Genomic DNA, 16,860 nt, shown 5'->3' with positions numbered 1-16,860 from the left:
TTGAAATGATAACGTTTTATCCAGGCCCTTCAAAAGTTTACGACGAGGTTGGCCAATATTTGCAGGAAGCATTTGATAGCGGTGTCATCAGCGCCAATCATAGAAGCACGGCTTTCATGCAAATGCTGGAAGGCGCGATCGGTAACCTCAAAACCAAGCTGAATGTGCCTGATGACTACGAGGTTTACTTTGTTTCGTCAGCGACAGAATGCTGGGAGATCATTGCCGAAAGCCTTATTTCGGACGGCAGCTTGCACATTTATAATGGTGCGTTTGGTGAAAAATGGATGGAATATACCCAAAAGCTGACCGGTGCTGCCAGATCTTTCCCTTTTGAAACGAATGAAGATCCGAAACCGAATGCAGGAATTATGCCTTCCGCCAACGAAGTTATTTGCATTACGCATAACGAAACTTCTAACGGAACAGCGCTGACTTCCGAATTCCTAAACACATTACGCGCTCAATCTGACAACATTATCGCCGTTGATGCAACTTCTTCGATGGCTGGCGTTATCCTTCCGTGGGAAAGTGCGGATATTTGGTATGGCTCGGTTCAAAAGTGTTTTGGTTTGCCTGCCGGAATGGGTGTGATGATTGTTTCTCCAAAAGCCGTAGAACTCGCCATAGCAATCGGAAACCGGTCGCATTACAATAGTTTGCTGTTTATTCGTGACAATTTCCTGAAATTTCAGACGCCTTACACGCCTAATACATTGGGCATCTATCTGATGGGCAGGGTTATGCAGCAAGTTGCTCCGATTAAAACTGTTGCACGGCAAACGCTGGAACGAGCGCAGGATTGGTATTCTTTTTTGCCCGAAAACGGTTATCAGCTTTTGGTTGAATACGAAGCAGTTCGGTCGGAAACGGTGATGGCGGTAAAGGATACGAAAGAACGGATTGAGGCGATCAAAAAGGCGGGTTTGCAGGAAGGCATCGTGCTTGGAAATGGTTATGGAGAAGACAAAGAAACCAGTTTCCGCATCGCAAACTTCCCGGCCATCTCCGACATAGAGATCCAAACATTGAAGGATTTTCTGGTTTTCTTCTCTTCAAAATAGCGAATGAGTAGTAATAGGGGCGATTTGCTTTATTAACTAAATATTAACTTACTCACCCCCGCAGTATCAAGTTGTGCGATTAGATATATTAAAACAATATCAGGCCCAAACGAAATGTCTGGTCGCTCTGGACTCTATTATTTTCGGTTTTGACGGCGAAGAGTTAAAATTATTGCTGGTAAAAAGAGGCATTGAGGACGAGCATCACACGTGGTCCTTAATGGGCGGCTGGGTGCAGCCCGACGAGAGCCTTGAGGGTGCATCAACACGCATCCTTTTCGAGCTTACCAATCTCACCGACATATACTTAGAACAACTTCACACATTCGGAAGCCCGCAGCGCGACCCGGTCGAAAGGACCGTTTCTGTGGCTTATTTCGCACTGATTAACGTGGAAGATTACGATCACAAGCTTTCTAAAAACTTCGAAGCGCAATGGTTTCCGATCCAGGAACTGCCCAAATTGCTTTTTGACCACGGCGAAATGGTCGAAATGGCCATTCAGCATTTGCGCTATAAGGCTTCGCAGCATCCGATTGGTTTTGAGCTGCTTCCGGAGAAATTCACGATTCCGCAGTTGCAGAAACTGTATGAAGCCATTTTTGGGACGGAGCTGGATAAGCGGAATTTTTCACGTAAACTGTTATCTACGAACCTGTTAGTGAAGCTGGATGAAAAGCAGAAGGGTTTTTCAAAAAAAGGCGCTTTCTTCTATAAAATTGATGAGGAAAAGTATAAAAAGCAGTTCAATACGTTCCTTAATTTCTTACCCGGAAGCGCTTCCTAAGGCCTAAATTTCAGTATGAATAGCATTAAGGGTTGTGTAAGCAGTGGGTTTTAAGCAACTTTGCGGACAGATCACCAGGCACAGCCCCATGTTTAATTTCAAGGAAATTGTTTCCGTAACACTCATCCTTTTTTCGGTTATTGATATCCTGGGTTCGCTGCCTGTAATCGTAGATTTTCGCAGGAAGCTGGGCAAGATTGAATCTGAAAAAGCCACTTTGGCGGCCGGTTTTATCATGGTTCTTTTCCTGTTTTTGGGGGAAAGATTGCTGAGTTTGTTTGGCGTTGATGTGGCCTCATTTGCGATTGCGGGTGCCATTATCCTGTTTTTATTGGGTATGGAAATGATTTTAGGGCGAAACATTTTCAAGCACGACAATCTGGATGTAGGCGTCGCTTCCATTGTCCCCATTGCGTTTCCGCTTATTGCCGGAGCCGCCACCATGACCACATTGCTTTCGCTGCGTTCCGCTTATCAGATTGAGAATATTCTGGTCGGTATTCTGCTCAACCTGTTCTTTGTATATCTGGTTTTGAAATCATCAACCTGGCTGGAAAGGAAACTCGGACAGGGCGGAACAGATATTCTGCGGAAGGTTTTCGGAATAATTCTGTTGGCCATCGCAATCAAATTATTTAAGGCAAACCTTTCTATGTGAGGGTTTTATAAATGTAATTATTGACTTAATTTAACACAAAGAAAATGCAACAATTGGACAGCCTTAATCAGGTCGCTGAATTTCACAAGACATTTAAACACCCTATCCTGGAAACGCCGACGATTCCTTCCGAAGAACGCAGCAGGCTGCGCGTGGCTTTGCTGGCTGAGGAATTGAAGGAATTAGAGGTTGCGATTCTGGAAAAGGACATTGTGGAAATTGCAGATGCGCTTTGTGACTTGCAATATGTGTTGTCGGGAGCGGTGCTGGAATTTGGTTTAGGAGAAAAATTCAGGGCGTTGTTTGATGAAGTGCAGCGTTCGAATATGTCCAAAGCTTGCCTTACCGTAGAAGAAGCGGAAGCGACAGTGGCACATTATGAAGCCAAAGGGACGGATTGTTATTATAAAGAAGATAATGGTAAATATCTGGTTTACAGGAAAGCAGATGATAAAACATTAAAAAATATCAATTATTCACCTGCTGATCTGGCTTCCATCCTGAACTGATCACGCCGGAATACATTCAAATAAATGCTGCATTTATGACATCTGTTCTTGAACGTTTCCTTCGGTATGTAAAGATCGATACGCAGTCTGACCCAAATTCGGAGAGTTTTCCGAGCACGGCCAAACAGCGTGACCTGAGTAATCTGCTCGTCGTTGAATTACAGGAACTGGGCATTGAAGATGCGCATTTGGATGAGCATGGTTACGTTTACGCGACCATTCCTTCGAACTCAGATAAAAGCAACATTCCGGTCATTTGTTTTTGCTCGCACGTGGACACGTCCCCGGATGTTTCAGGCGCGCACGTCAAGCCGATTGTGCATGAAAACTGGGACGGGTCTGACATTGTTTTGCCCGATGACACAACACAAGTTTTGCGTATTGGAGAGCTGCACGATCTGGATCAACAGATTGGCAATGATATCGTTACAGCCAGCGGAGCTACGCTTTTAGGCGCTGATAACAAAGCAGGCGTTGCTGAAATTATGGCTGCGGCAGAATATCTGGTAACACATCCCGAAATTAAGCACGGAGCAATCCGGATTCTGTTTACGCAGGATGAAGAAGTAGGACGAGGAACTGAAAAGGTGGACATTGAAAAAATAGGCGCCGATTTTGGGTATACAGTTGATGGTGAGGCAGTAGGCACATTGGAAGACGAAACATTCTCAGCCGATGGTGTGAAAATCACGATCCACGGCGTAAGCACGCACCCGGGTTACGCATTAGGCAAGCTTGAAAACGCATTAAAAATAGCAGGAGAAATTCTAGCCGCATTGCCAAAAGATTCCTTGTCGCCCGAAACCACAGAAGGCAAGCAAGGTTTTATCCATCCAACCCAGATCGAAGGAATTCAGGAAAAAGTAACATTAGGTTTCATCATCCGGGACTTTACAGTTTCCGGTCTGCATGAGAAAGAAGCGATTTTGAAAGAAATAGCTGATAATGTGCTCACCAACTATCCGAATTCGAGCATTGAATTCAAAGTAGCAGAGCAATATCGCAACATGAAAGAAATCCTGGACGAGCATCCGCAAGTTATTGAAAATGCTCTGCTGGCAATGCAAAACGCGGGCTTAAACCCGATTCAGCGCAGTATAAGAGGCGGAACAGACGGTTCAAGACTGTCGTTCATGGGCTTACCATGCCCCAACATTTTCGCAGGCGAACACGCTTTCCACTCAAAACTGGAATGGGTCTCCGTCCAGGACATGGAAAAAGCAGTAGAAGTAATCGTAAACTTAGCCCAGATCTGGGAAGAAAAAGCATAATAACACTCATCGTGTCGGCGACCCGTTCATTTAGTCATTCACTCATTCAGTCATTCAAAATTAAACATCAACCTTGGCAAAAAAGACCAAATTCTACGTCGTCTGGCAGGGAAGGAAAACGGGCGTTTTTACGGATTGGAAAGAGTGTGAAGCGCAAATTAAAGGTTTTGAAGACGCGCGTTACAAGTCTTTTGAGTCCATACAAGAAGCAGAAGCTGCCATTCAACGTAATTACTGGGAATTTGTAGCCAAAAAGGAGAGCAAGCCCGCCATTGCAAAGGACATTCCTGTGAACATTGGTAAACCCATTAAAAATAGCATTGCCGTGGATGCGGCCTGGAATACGGCTTCCGGCGACATGGAATACCAGGGCATTTATTACCAAACCGGCGAAAGGATTTTCTTACAGGGACCATTCAAGGATGCGACCAATAACATAGGCGAATTTCTGGCCATCGTGCACGCACTGGCCTATTTACAAAAAAAAGAAAGCGATTTACCCATTTATAGCGATTCCAGAACGGCCATTGCGTGGATCAAGAAGAAACATGCGAATACAAAGCTGGCATTGACACCAAGGAACAAACCTGTTTTTGAAATGCTGCAACGCGCTGAACGCTGGCTTGCGGCAAACAAGTTTCCGAATAAAATCCTGAAATGGGAAACCGAATACTGGGGCGAAAACCCGGCTGACTTTGGCAGAAAATAGAACGGTTATGGCTAGAAATTCCTCTTTTCGCTTCAAGAATTTTACGGTGCAGCAAGATAAATGCGCCATGAAAGTGTGCACGGATGCCTGCGTGTTGGGCGCCTGGGCCGACATTACGGACGCCGATTACATTCTGGACATCGGAGCGGGAACGGGTTTGCTATCCTTAATGGTTGCCCAACGGAATTCCTACGGCATCATTGACGCCGTTGAAATTGATGCGGAGGCATTTTACCAGGCCGGGGAGAATGTGGAAAATAGCCCGTTTCATGATCGGATTAATCTTTTTCATTCTGCTGTTCAGGAATTTACATCCGAGCACAAATATGATGTGATCATTACCAATCCGCCTTTTTTTCAGTCCGACCTGCTTTCTCCACTCGACAAAAAGAACATTGCCCACCACGCCAAATCGCTGGATTTCGCAGAATTACTGACTGCTATTGACACACTTTTGTCGGACACCGGGAAGTTCAACATTCTTTTCCCCGTAGACGAAGGAAAGCAGTTTTTGACCAAAGCATTGGAATCCGGATGGATTTTGAGCCGCAATATGACATTGTTTCATCAGGAAGGCAAAAAGGCATTTCGCCAGCTTATGACGTTTCAACGCTCCGAACCCGTTCATAGTCTGGACATTACAGAAGAGCTTTACATTTACGAAACAGACGGGACAACCTATACCCAATCCTTCAAGGCATTACTGAAAGATTTTTATATGATATTTTGATCGGGAAAAACACGAACTTTGCCCGGTGATCCCGGTTTTGGGCTTTGCTTTTATACATTCATGACTAATTCAGCTATCCAGATTTCCGTTGTCGTTCCGCTTTACAATGAGGAAGAATCATTGCCAGAACTCAGTGAATGGATTGCGCGGGTAATGAATGAAAATGGCTTCTCTTATGAAGTGATTTTTGTCGACGATGGCAGCAAAGACAACTCCTGGGAGGTTATTTCAAACATTTCGCAGGAAAATCCGAACATTCGCGGGTTGCGGTTTGTGCGAAATTATGGCAAAACAGCTGCGTTACAAACGGCTTTTCAGGCGGCTCTGGGCGACGTGATCATTACCATGGACGCAGACTTGCAGGATAGCCCGGATGAAATTCCCGAACTTTATAAAATGATCAAAGAGGATCGTTATGATCTGGTGTCAGGCTGGAAAAAGAAGCGTTATGATCCGATTACCAAGACAGTTCCCACCAAAATATTCAATGCCGCCACGCGCAGCATTTCGGGCGTTATGCTGCATGACTTCAATTGTGGCCTGAAAGCTTACCGTAAGGAAGTTGTCAAAAACATCACGATTTACGGAGAAATGCACCGTTACATTCCGGTTATTGCCAAATGGAATGGTTTTGCCAAAATCGGCGAAAAGGTTGTGCAGCATCGGCCCAGGAAATACGGCACGACAAAATTTGGACTGGAACGTTTCATTTTTGGCTTTCTGGATTTGCTTTCGATTGCCTTTGTGAATAAGTTTGGGCGCAGGCCCATGCATTTGTTTGGCAGTCTGGGAACCCTTATGTTTTTTCTGGGAAGCATTATAGCTTTCTGGTTGCTAGGAAAGAAAATTTATAATATTTATAATTTGCAGCCCTATCGGAACGTGACGGAGAACCCGTTGTTCTTTCTTGCATTGGTTGCCATTATGGTTGGTTCTCAGCTGTTCCTCGCAGGCTTTCTTGGGGAATTATTTGTAAAACAATCGGTCTCCAAAACAGGGGATTATAACATTTCAGAAAAGATCGGTAACCCAACACAACGTTATTAAATATATCCATTTCAAGTTATTACTATTACACAAATAATGATCGCCAACGTACACAAAGCACATCCCTGGCACGGGATCCCGATGGGAGACAATGCACCTAATCTCGTAACCGCCTTTATTGAAATTGTTCCGACTGACACAGTAAAATACGAAATAGATAAAGCAACCGGCTATCTGATGATCGACCGGCCTCAGAAATATTCGAACATTGTTCCGGCACTTTACGGTTTTATCCCCAAAACTTATTGCTCAGAAAAGATCGCAGCCCTTGCACGCGAGCGTTCGGGAAGAGATGTAACCGAAGGCGACGGTGACCCGCTTGATATTTTGGTTCTTTGCGAAAAAATCATTTCCCACGGAGACATTCTTTGCACAGCCAAGCCAATCGGCGGAATTCGTTTGATCGATGGTGGTGAAGCAGATGATAAAATTATCGCTGTTTTGAAAGGCGATGAAGTTTACGGTGGTTTCTCAGATTTGAGCGAGCTTCCGGAAGGGATCGTGGAGCGTTTGAAGCATTATTTCTTGACTTACAAGAACTTGCCAGGTGAAAAAGCACACATTGAAATTACCAATGTGTATGGCAGAGAAGAAGCGCATGAAGTGATCATGACCTCTGTTGAAGATTACAAGCATTCTTTTTACTGAGATCCGGTTTCAGTATCAATCGTTTCTTTGCGAGATAATTTAGAGCCGTCCCGGTTAGGGGCGGCTTTTGTTTATTCTTATCTTTGTGCAAATTTTAGATATGAGTAATTTAGAAGAAATCAAGAAGCGGCGCACATTCGCAATTATCAGTCACCCAGATGCTGGTAAAACGACACTTACCGAAAAGCTGCTGCTTTTTGGAGGTGCGATCCAGACTGCGGGCGCGGTAAAATCCAATAAAATTAAAAAGACCGCTACTTCCGATTTCATGGAAATTGAGAAGCAGAGGGGAATTTCGGTCGCTACTTCGGTAATGACCTTCGAATATAAAGATCTGCTGATCAACATTCTCGATACGCCCGGTCACAAGGATTTTGCGGAGGATACTTATCGCACATTAACCGCCGTGGATAGCGTAATCCTGGTGATTGACTGCGTGAAAGGCGTTGAGGAACAGACAGAACGGTTGATGGAAGTGTGCCGGATGCGTAACACGCCCGTTATTGTTTTCATTAATAAGCTGGATAGGGAAGGGCAAAATCCGTTCGAACTTTTGGACGAGCTGGAAACGAAATTGAGCATCCGCGTTCGTCCGCTTACGTGGCCGATCAATATGGGTGTGAACTTTAAAGGCGTTTACAGCTTGTATGAGCAAATGCTCTATTTCTTCAAAATTAATAAAACGAAGATCGAAAGCGACGTTGCCAAGGTGAGTTTGGAAGACGATAACCTGGTTGATTTGCTTGGCGAAAGGGATGCGTCGCAACTTACTGAGGATGTGGAGCTCGTAGAAGGCGTTTATGACGTGTTTTCTGAGGAAGCTTATCAAAAAGGTCAATTAGCGCCCGTTTTCTTTGGCAGTGCCATTAATAACTTTGGTATCAAGGAGTTGCTGGATACTTTCTGCGAAATTTCACCTATTCCTCAGCCACGCCCGACGGATGTTCGCGAAGTGTCTCCAATGGAGCCAAAATTCACGGGTTTTGTATTCAAAATACACGCTAACCTGGACCCGCGCCACCGCGACCGCATTGCGTTTTTGAGGATCTGTTCAGGGAAATTTGAGCGTGGAAAATTCTATAAGCACGTTAGAATGGGCAAGGATGTCCGGTTTTCAAGTCCGTTTACATTCATGGCTTCGGCAAAAAGTGTGATGGATGAAGGCTTCCCGGGTGATGTAGTGGGACTTTATGACACAGGAAGTTTCAAGATCGGCGATACATTGACGGAAGGTGAAAATCTACAATTCTCAGGGATTCCGAGCTTTTCGCCCGAGATCTTTAAGGAATTGATTAATCTGGATCCCATGAAATCCAAGCAATTGGAAAAAGGCATTCAACAGCTTACAGACGAAGGCGTTGCGCAGCTTTTTACATTGGATTTAGGAAATCGTAAAATTGTAGGAACGGTTGGTGAACTTCAATTTGATGTAATCCAATATCGCTTAGAGCATGAATATGGCGCAAAATGCCGTTGGGTTCATATGAGTATTACACGCGCTTGCTGGCTTACGGCCGATGAAAAGGCCGCTATGGACCAGTTTATTCGTTTGAAAGGAAACCAAATTGCTTACGACAAGGACAGAAATCCGGTTTTCCTTGCAGAATCGGAATGGATGATCCGTATGAACCGGGAAAACAACCCGGCGATACATTTCCACTTCACATCGGAGTTTAAGACAGAGATGGCGATTTGAATGATTGAATGAGTGAATGAGTGAATTTTTTAAACATTCAGTCATTCAATCATTCAATCATTCAATCATTCAAAATTAATTCTCCCTCCGCGGGCCTCTGCTGCCTCCATTGCCACGGCGGTCTTCGAGCATGGTTTTATATTTTTCCTGTTGTTCAACAGTCAGTAATTTGGCGACCTCGTTGTTGAAAGTTTCCATTGATGCCCTCATTTGCTCGCGGTCGATGGTTTGCGCTTCTCTCAATTCCTTTACTTTCTGGGCTCTTGCCAGGCTTAGATTATAAATTTGTTTTTGTTGATCTTCCGAAAGGTTCAGCTTTTCAGTCATTTGTTTTGTCTGATTTTCTGCGCGTTTTTCTGGCGTCATATCAGAATCCTGGCGTTGGGCAAAAGCTGTTATACTAAAAAGAGCCATTAACATGGCCAGCATTGTTTTTTTCATGGTTATCAAGTTTAGATACTCACCTTAGAGCAATTTGTTACAGCAAGGTTTAATCACATGGAAATTTTAATACAATGTCTTCACAACCAATGCCACCGCGATCGCGCAGGTGTAGCTCATTAATGTGCCCACAAGCACGTATTCAGACTTTTTGCTGATATAAGCAGCTGAAATGTCGCCGCTGGCAGATTTGTCATTATAGCGCAAAAGTGATTTGGCAGCGATCAGGAAACCAATGGCCGAAAACTGGCTTACCAGCACAAAAACAAAGATCAGCAGCCTTTCCGACATCCCGATCCAGCGTCCGGCATTCGCCAGATTGTCGTCCGCATTGGGTGCGAGCTTGGCAAGTTCTTCGCGCCAGGGTTTGGTGAGGATGCCCACAAAAAAGGAAATAGGGGAAAGTGAAACCAATGCTCCCGTAAAAATGGCGAGCGTTTTCGTGGTAAACAGCCATGTTTTGAAAACTTCCAGACCAGCAGGTAATGCACTGGTAATGAGAAGCGCTGTAAGGGCAATGCTGATCACATGGGCTGCTTGATCGGCCACAAACCAGATAAGCGTTCCTTTTTTATCCAACGCAATTTTAAGAATGTCAATAACACCGTGCGCCGCGCCTAATGCGAGTGCAGGAACGGGGTTGGACCAATAACCCAGCAGAACATAGGAAACTACGATAACAAGCGCAATGTGGAGGTAAAAATATTTGGATCGGAAGGATTTCTCTCTTTTTTCGATGACCCATTTTGTGGGTTGCCAGTAGAAATCAACTAAAATGTGTGCGAGTAATAGTTGCAGAAACTCAATCATGATTTTGTTTTTGTGTATAGTGATAAATGTTTGGGAAAGGTAGCGAGAAAATTTTCAATTGCCCACCATTTTGCGGAGGCAACGCGCTGGCTGGCGGCAGGCTGGCTGATCCCGAGCTGCTCGGAAATCTGGTTAATGTTCTTTTTCAGTAGCAGGGCCATGATCACCTCGCTTTGGGAGGTGGTCCAGTTCTCAATAAGCGTCTCCAAAAGGTCTAATGTGGCATTTAACGGTTCGGAAGGAGTTGGTAATGCGATGCCGATGCGTGCTTTCTGCTTCCTGATGTTATCGGCCAGGTGCCCCGACAGGCGGAATGCTTCGCCATCCGAGGTTCCTGCCCGATCCGTAAGCTGTTCTGTTTTTCCAATGCCGATGGCGACACGCAAATCGGTGTTTTTGGCGTGCGTGCGCATGGAGGCACGTGCGAGAATGGCGGCGTGCATGGCTTCATTAGGGTTTTTTAATACGCCCTGAAAGCTGTCGCCCCGGTATATTTCGGGTTTGAGTGCCCAGTCGAATGCCGGATTTTTCCGGAGTAGATCGATCATTTCACTAAGCCATTCTGTGGTCTTTTCTCGTGTAAAAAACGTTGAATTGACCATATCAGCGGTGATTACAGCATGATATTTTTTCATTGATATAAGCTTTTAGCCTTATAATGAGTAAATATAAGGTAAAAACCTTATATCAGGCAAATATAAGTCAAAAACCTTATATTGATCGAATATAAGGTAAAAGCCTTATATTTTTTACAGCGAAGATTTGACTAATGCTTCCCATTCTTCTTGCAGTGATCCTTTAAAAACCGGTTTTCCAGCTCGTTTATACCAATATCCGGCATTCCAGGTGTCTCCTTCGACCCGATGCAGGTAAGCATGCAGATGATCATAAACAGGCGTTCCTTCTTTGCTTTGCGCGATGTCATGTGCTGCTTCCCAATCGTCTTTTGCAGCATACCAAAGGGCTTTCAATGGTTCTGAGGCGGTTTCTGGTGGGAGGCTTTGTGAAAGTGATTCTTTGAATTGACTATAATTCATTTTGTAAAAGGCTAGATTAAACATGAAGAAAAGTAATACCAAGATGCAAAAAATAGGCAACATAACAATTCTCCGCGGTAATTGTAACTTCCAGTGAAAATGCCCATTCCAAGCTGATTTTTCGTTTTTACTTGTATATTGTAATTCCGAACTGCAATCAGATAACAACATATGTTTAAACAATTATCAGCCCTGCTGACCTGTCTTACGATCAGCGTGATCACGCATGCGCAAGAAACTTTCCCCCAAAACGGAGCCTACGACGATCGACCCGGGCGCTACGCATTTACGAACGCAAACATTGTTGTCGATTCAAAAACCACGATCCTGAAAGGGACCATGTTCATTGAAAACGGGATCATCCGGGAAGTAGGCAAACAGGTAAAAATCCCGGCAGGCACAGTGGTGGTGGACCTCAAAGAAAAATACATTTATCCTTCCCTCATTGACCTGGATTCGGACTATGGCATGCCGGAAGTGAAAAGGGAACGCACCGCGGGCGGCAGGCAAACGCCGCAGCTGGAATCGAATAAAAAAGGAGCATTCGGCTGGAACCAGGCCATCCAACCTGAAAACGACGCCAGTTTGATGTTCACGCCTGATGCAAAAAAGGCGGAAGAGCTTCGTAAAATTGGTTTTGGAACTGTGCTGATTCACCCTCATGACGGCATCGTGCGCGGAAATGGCGCAGTAGTAACATTAACCGATGAAGCTGCCAACAAAGCATTATTGAAAAGAAAGGCTTCTGCTCATTTTTCGTTCAGTAAAGGCACTTCTTCCCAGACCTATCCATCGTCTACAATGGGTGTAGTAGCGTTGCTGAGGCAAAATTATTACGATGCCGATTGGTATGCCAAAAACGAAAAGGCCAAGGAAACCAACCTTTCGCTGGAAGCATTCAACCAGATCAAAACACTTCCCTCATTTTTTGAAACCAATGATAAATACAGCATTATGCGTGCTGACAAGGTTGGTGATGAATTTGGAATACAATACATTATCAAGGGCGGCGGCGATGAATATCAGCGTTTAAAAGAGATTAAGGCCACAAAAGCCACGTTAATATTGCCACTTCAATTTCCCGAAGCCTACGATGTTGCCGATCCCTGGGATGCGGACCTGGTGAGTGTTGCGCAGCTGAAACATTGGGAAATGGCCCCCAAGAACCCCTCAGAGGTTGCTAAGGCCGAAATCCCGTTTGCATTCACGGTTTCTGGTATGAAAAACAAGGCTGACTTTTGGAAAAATATAAAAACGGCCATTGAGTATGGCCTTCCAAAAGAAAAAGCGCTGGAAGCACTAACGACCATTCCCGCAAGCCTGATCAAAGCGGAAGGGCAGGTTGGAAGTCTCAAAAGCGGGCTGCTGGCCAACTTCATCATTACTTCCGGTGATCTGTTTGGAAAGGATAATGTGATTTATGAAAACTGGATTCAGGGAAAGCAATTTGTTTTGTCGGTCATGAATGCGTCGGATGTGCGTGGGACTTACGCGTTGTCCGTGAATAATCAACCAGCGGGCAAATTGCAGATTACGGGTGCATTGGATAAGCCGGAATACAAGATCACTGTGCAGGATTCAGTAAAAATAACGCCTAAGGTCGTTCTCTCGGATAAATTGCTTACGATGACTTATCAGTCTGATAAAACTACCGGAACGACGCGTCTGACAGGCTGGTTAACCGGAACAAGCTTGTCTGGTGAAGGCGTTTTGCCAAACGGGTCCGTTGTTCCCTGGTCGGCGACGCTTTCAGAAAAATATCAGCCTACGGTAACCAAAGATTCCACAACCGCAAAAGTGAAGGAAACCGGGCCGGTTTATTACCCATTTGTGGGCTTTGGAAATGAAACATTGCCTGTGGCCGAAACGGTGTTGATCAAAAACGCGACGATCTGGACAAATGAGAAAGAAGGCATTTTACAGAATGCAGACGTCCTGGTTCAGAACGGGAAAATATCGAAAGTAGGCAAAGCATTATCCGCGCCTTCGGGAGCTAAAACGATTGACGGAACCGGGAAACATCTGACCAGCGGCATTATCGACGAGCATTCGCACATTGCGCTGTTCACCATTAACGAAGGCGGACAAACCAGTTCTGCGGAAGTGCGGATGAATGATGTGATCAATCCGGATGACGTGAATATTTACCGGCAACTTGCTGGTGGTGTAACAACCTCTCATTTGCTGCACGGTTCGGCCAATTCGATAGGCGGGCAGAGTGCATTAATTAAGCTTAAATGGGGCGCCAGCCAATCGGAAATGCTGATCCCGGAGGTGAAAACGATCAAATTTGCATTGGGGGAAAATGTGAAGCAATCCAACTGGGGCGACATTGTCAGAACGCGTTTTCCGCAAACCAGAATGGGCGTAGAGCAGGTGTTTTTTGATCATTTCTTACGAGCAAAAGATTATGCTGCACAATGGAAATCCTATAATGCCAATTCCAAAAAACAAGCTGCAAACGCACCGCGACGCGACATTGAACTGGATGCACTGGCAGAAATCCTGGCGAGCGAGCGCTTCATTACTTGCCATTCCTATGTACAGTCGGAGATTAATATGCTGATGCACGTGGCTGATTCTCTGAATTTTAAGATTAATACATTTACCCACATCCTGGAAGGTTACAAGCTGGCCGACAAAATGGCGAAGCGCGGCATAGGCGGCTCAACATTTGGCGACTGGTGGGCTTACAAAATGGAGGTCAAAGAAGCCATTCCATATAATGCAGCACTAATGTATCACGAAGGCGTTACGGTTGCAATTAACTCAGACGACGCGGAAATGGCGCGAAGATTGAATCAGGAAGCTGCCAAAACGGTGGAGTATGGAGGTGTGCCGGAAGAGGAGGCATGGAAAATGGTGACGCTTAATCCTGCAAAGTTGCTGCACGTGGATAATCGCCTGGGCAGTGTAAAAGTGGGTAAAGACGCCGATCTGGTCCTCTGGAACGCACATCCGCTATCGATTTATGCGCGGCCGGAATTTACCATGATCGAAGGCGCTGTATATTTTGACAGAAAAAAGGATGAAGAAAAGCAAAAAACAATGGCTGTTGAGCGTGAGCGGCTGATCCAGAAAATGCTCGGTGATAAGGCAGAAGGAAAGCCGACGCAAAAACCGCAGGCTTCACAACCTAAAATGTGGCATTGCGAAGACATTGTTGGCGTTCACACGGAACACGAGACAGCACATTAATCATCCAGATTTCAATTTATTGTTATGATAAAATATAAACTCTTTATCCAGCTAAGCAGTCTGATGTTCAGCTGGTGTATGCTGATTCCTGCAAGCCAGGCACAAAATCCGGCGCCAGCCGTTGCGCAATCAAAGCTCGTTCTGGTAACCGGCGCGACCATTCACGTCGGTAACGGGCAAGTGATTGAAAATGGGGCTATTGCGTTTGATGAAGGCATTATAACGCAAGTGGGAGCCTCGGGATCGGTTACGGGTGCAAATGGTGCGGAACTGATTGACGCAAAGGGCAAGCATATTTATCCCGGGATCATTTCACTTAATACAACAGTTGGTTTGCAGGAAATCGCTTCAGTAAGGGCAACTCTGGATTATAATGAAGTGGGGGAGATCAATCCGCACGTAAGGGCGCTGGTTGCTTATAACACGGATTCGGAAGTAATCCCGACATTGCGCGGCAATGGGATCTTGTTGTCGCAGGCTGTGCCGCAGGGGGGCATTATTTCGGGCTCTTCTTCCGTTTTTTATTCAGATGGATGGAACTGGGAAGATGCCGTGTTAGCCAAAGATGACGGGATATGGCTGAGCTGGCCACCTTTTCTGGCGAGCACTTTCAACTATGATGACTTCACTGTTTCGGTGAAGAGAAACGAGAACCGTCAGCAAATTATTAATGTATTCCGCTCCACATTCTCGGATGCGAAGGCTTATGCAGAAACGAGCTCGCCAAACCCTGTTAACCTGCGTCTTGCTGCCATGAAGCCGCTTTTCGATGGTTCTGCTAACTTGTACATTCGGGCGGAGTATGGAAAGGACATTATCGAGGCAGTTAATTTTGCAAAGGAAAACGGAGTGAAGAAAGTGGTGATTGTGGGAGGAGACGAGTCATACAAAGTGGTTTCTTTCCTGAAAGAAAACCAGATTCCTGTGATCCTGAACCCCACGCACCGCTTGCCGGGCCGCGTGGATGAGAATGTTTATTTGCCTTACGAATTGCCTGGAATTTTGCATAAAGCGGGTGTTAAGGTGGCTATCACGTATGCCGACGAATGGTGGCGGACGCGTAACCTTGCATTTCTGGCGGGAACTTCGTCAGGATTTGGTGATGTGACGCCGGAAGAAGCTTTGCAGTTTGTTACCAAAAATGCCGCGGAAATTATCGGTGCCGACAAATTGGTAGGAACATTGGAAAAGGGAAAGCACGCATCGTTTTTGGTCACCGCCGGCGATATGCTTGATATGCGCGGCAATGTGATCCAGATGGCCTTTATCAAAGGCGGCAAAGTGAATCTGGACGATAAGCAAAAGCGCCTGTACGAAAAATATAAAGTGAAATACGGAAAGAAATAATGCTAACAAAAATGCCGGCTTTCGACCGGCATTTTTGTTTTAATCTTCACTTATCAAACTGATTCCATCATCCCCAATTTTGATCAGGCCTTGCTTATAAAGCCCGCCAATCGCCTTTTTAAAGACTTTCTTGCTGATTTGTAATTTCTTGTAAATGTCCTCCGGAGAGCTGCTATCGGACAAGTTCAGAAAACCGTTCGCTTTTTTTAATTCGTCCAAAATAAACTGTGCGGTTGGTTCAACCACTTCATAACCCGTTTTTTGCAGGCTTAAATCAAGCTTATTTTCTTCCCTGATTTTTTTGACATATCCTTTTAAAGAATCACCTACATTGATTTCACGAAAGACCTCATTCGCGTAAATCAAGCCCTTGTGATATTGGTTCACAATGGCATTGTAACCCAGATCGGTTTTTGAAAATATCAATAGATCCACCTCGTCGCCCTCGGCAACGGTAAGCCTCTCATTTTCAAGGAAGCGATCGATTTTGGTGGAAGCGATCAGGCGTGACGATTTTTGATCGAGATAAAGGAAAACCACATGCCGTTCTCCCTCTTGCATAGGTGTGCTCTGCTCTCTGAACGGCACGAAAAGGTCTTTAATCAATCCCCAGTCCATGAAAGCGCCATGCTCAGTAACATCCGTCACTTCCAGAAATGCGAATTCGTTGCGAACGATTTTTGGGGTCTCAGTCGTCGCCACCGGCCTATCTTCGGAATCCAGATAAACGAATACTTTAATGTTATCGCCGACCTGCATTTCATCGGTAAGATATTGATTTGGCAGCAGCACTTCCTCGCCTTCCACGTCGCTTAGAAACATGCCTACGCTCGTAAGGCGCTCGATGGTGAGGTAATTGTATTTTCCTATAAAAAGCATTCGATATCGTACAAAGTTTGCGCAAATGT

The 16,860-nt window shown here is 45.2% G+C and carries 17 protein-coding genes; 12 read left to right on the top strand and 5 right to left on the bottom strand.

All coding sequences use genetic code 11. The annotated features are described in order from the left end of the window. Positions 1-5 precede the first annotated feature (5 nt). The 10 genes from MUK70_RS16190 (at position 6) to MUK70_RS16145 (ending at position 9,119) form a co-directional block, all read left to right on the top strand. Entirely contained in the window at positions 6-1,064 is a 1,059-nt protein-coding gene (locus tag MUK70_RS16190; RefSeq protein ID WP_234653745.1) for an aminotransferase class V-fold PLP-dependent enzyme, read from the top strand. Between the two features lie 73 nt (positions 1,065-1,137). Further along, positions 1,138-1,851 carry an NUDIX hydrolase gene (locus tag MUK70_RS16185; protein ID WP_234606164.1) on the top strand — a complete coding sequence of 238 codons (714 nt, stop codon included), beginning with the start codon at positions 1,138-1,140 and terminating at the stop codon, positions 1,849-1,851. 88 nt (positions 1,852-1,939) lie between these two features. Then, the gene (locus tag MUK70_RS16180; RefSeq protein WP_234606165.1) at positions 1,940-2,509 is read left to right on the top strand and encodes a MarC family protein; all 570 of its coding nucleotides are present in this window, start codon (positions 1,940-1,942) and stop codon (positions 2,507-2,509) included. Between the two features lie 44 nt (positions 2,510-2,553). Next, positions 2,554-3,018: a pyrophosphohydrolase domain-containing protein gene (locus MUK70_RS16175; protein ID WP_082213348.1), complete on the top strand. Its 465-nt coding sequence runs from the start codon at positions 2,554-2,556 to the stop codon at positions 3,016-3,018. A gap of 35 nt (positions 3,019-3,053) precedes the next feature. After that, positions 3,054-4,289 carry a peptidase T gene (pepT, locus tag MUK70_RS16170; RefSeq protein ID WP_234653743.1) on the top strand — a complete coding sequence of 412 codons (1,236 nt, stop codon included), beginning with the start codon at positions 3,054-3,056 and terminating at the stop codon, positions 4,287-4,289. Between the two features lie 73 nt (positions 4,290-4,362). Then, entirely contained in the window at positions 4,363-4,998 is a 636-nt protein-coding gene (locus MUK70_RS16165; protein WP_234606169.1) for a ribonuclease H1 domain-containing protein, read from the top strand. Between the two features lie 7 nt (positions 4,999-5,005). After that, positions 5,006-5,728, top strand: coding sequence for a tRNA1(Val) (adenine(37)-N6)-methyltransferase (locus tag MUK70_RS16160; protein WP_234653741.1), 723 nt, complete (start codon positions 5,006-5,008; stop codon positions 5,726-5,728). A gap of 60 nt (positions 5,729-5,788) precedes the next feature. Beyond that, positions 5,789-6,775, top strand: coding sequence for a glycosyltransferase family 2 protein (locus MUK70_RS16155; protein ID WP_234653739.1), 987 nt, complete (start codon positions 5,789-5,791; stop codon positions 6,773-6,775). 36 nt (positions 6,776-6,811) lie between these two features. Continuing rightward, a complete protein-coding gene (locus tag MUK70_RS16150; RefSeq protein ID WP_170916577.1) occupies positions 6,812-7,423 on the top strand; it encodes an inorganic pyrophosphatase in 612 nt (203 codons plus the stop codon). A 100-nt stretch (positions 7,424-7,523) separates the two neighbouring features. Continuing rightward, a complete protein-coding gene (locus MUK70_RS16145; RefSeq protein WP_244784407.1) occupies positions 7,524-9,119 on the top strand; it encodes a peptide chain release factor 3 in 1,596 nt (531 codons plus the stop codon). Between the two features lie 75 nt (positions 9,120-9,194). Here the strand turns inward: MUK70_RS16145 and MUK70_RS16140 are convergent, their stop codons facing one another. The 4 genes from MUK70_RS16140 to MUK70_RS16125 form a co-directional block, all read right to left on the bottom strand. Further along, positions 9,195-9,560 (bottom strand): DUF4890 domain-containing protein, encoded by a 366-nt coding sequence (locus MUK70_RS16140; RefSeq protein WP_234653735.1) that lies wholly within the window; start codon positions 9,558-9,560, stop codon positions 9,195-9,197. A gap of 66 nt (positions 9,561-9,626) precedes the next feature. Then, positions 9,627-10,370 carry a DUF3307 domain-containing protein gene (locus MUK70_RS16135; protein WP_234653733.1) on the bottom strand — a complete coding sequence of 248 codons (744 nt, stop codon included), beginning with the start codon at positions 10,368-10,370 and terminating at the stop codon, positions 9,627-9,629. Continuing rightward, on the bottom strand, positions 10,367-11,005 hold the full coding sequence (locus tag MUK70_RS16130) for a SatD family protein (RefSeq protein ID WP_234653732.1): 639 nt from the start codon (positions 11,003-11,005) through the stop codon (positions 10,367-10,369). Before MUK70_RS16130 ends, MUK70_RS16135 begins: the two co-directional genes overlap by 4 nt. Positions 11,006-11,119: 114 nt before the next feature. After that, a complete protein-coding gene (locus MUK70_RS16125; protein WP_234653730.1) occupies positions 11,120-11,407 on the bottom strand; it encodes a hypothetical protein in 288 nt (95 codons plus the stop codon). Between the two features lie 171 nt (positions 11,408-11,578). Here MUK70_RS16125 and MUK70_RS16120 point away from each other — a divergent pair, with 171 nt between their 5' ends. Together MUK70_RS16120 and MUK70_RS16115 are read left to right on the top strand one after the other, a co-directional pair. Next, the gene (locus MUK70_RS16120) at positions 11,579-14,605 is read left to right on the top strand and encodes an amidohydrolase family protein (protein ID WP_234653728.1); all 3,027 of its coding nucleotides are present in this window, start codon (positions 11,579-11,581) and stop codon (positions 14,603-14,605) included. A 24-nt stretch (positions 14,606-14,629) separates the two neighbouring features. Further along, positions 14,630-15,952, top strand: a complete 1,323-nt coding sequence (locus MUK70_RS16115) for an amidohydrolase family protein (RefSeq protein ID WP_234653726.1) — start codon at positions 14,630-14,632, stop codon at positions 15,950-15,952. A 39-nt stretch (positions 15,953-15,991) separates the two neighbouring features. Here MUK70_RS16115 and MUK70_RS16110 read toward each other — a convergent pair whose 3' ends face one another. Beyond that, on the bottom strand, positions 15,992-16,831 hold the full coding sequence (locus MUK70_RS16110) for a CvfB family protein (protein WP_234653724.1): 840 nt from the start codon (positions 16,829-16,831) through the stop codon (positions 15,992-15,994). Between the last annotated feature and the right edge of the window lie 29 nt (positions 16,832-16,860).

This window comes from Dyadobacter chenwenxiniae (genome assembly GCF_022869785.1).
Taxonomy (GTDB): Bacteria; Bacteroidota; Bacteroidia; order Cytophagales; family Spirosomataceae; genus Dyadobacter; species Dyadobacter chenwenxiniae.
This window is presented reverse-complemented; position numbering and strand designations above follow the sequence as displayed.